General features: G+C 38.5%; 1 protein-coding gene. It reads left to right on the top strand.

Annotated features, from left to right (window positions below):
• Positions 1 to 191 (top strand): hypothetical protein (locus PVK70_RS18955; protein ID WP_274441725.1); only part of this gene is annotated, 191 nt, incomplete at its 5' end.
• Between the last annotated feature and the right edge of the window lie 225 nt (positions 192 to 416).

The raw sequence follows: 416 nt of genomic DNA, 5'->3' as shown, positions 1-416 counted from the left end.
GGCTATTTTACGCTTCAATTGTTCTTTGGTTATGCCTCATTTTAGTTTGCATCAGTGTTTTGCTCGCAGCATTTCCAATCCCAATTGTGGTTAGGATATTTGGTTTATCAGTTCCAAATCTGTTGAAACCAAGCCGTTCAAATGGCGTAAGAAATGTATCTGTTTTCCATTCACTTTATCTCGCAATTTAAGGATATTTTGTTCGCTTAATTACTATCGCTAAATTAGAATCAGGGCTTAGAAAATCTTGGCAGGGCAGTTCTTTACCAAGCTAGCCAAGCCGAAAGTAAGCACGCACAACAATCGCATCAACACGATTTATTACATTCGGCGTTCTGGGTTTACCTTGGGTTTTGTGATTAAGGCGGTTAATTCAGGTTGGTTTGTATAGTAATAAACGTGTTATGCAAGCGTTA

Source organism: Aliivibrio sp. A6 (genome assembly GCF_028765505.1).
Taxonomy (GTDB): domain Bacteria; phylum Pseudomonadota; class Gammaproteobacteria; order Enterobacterales; family Vibrionaceae; genus Aliivibrio; species Aliivibrio finisterrensis_A.
The sequence above is the reverse complement of the archived record's forward strand: the minus strand, read 5'-3'. Positions and strand labels throughout refer to the sequence as shown.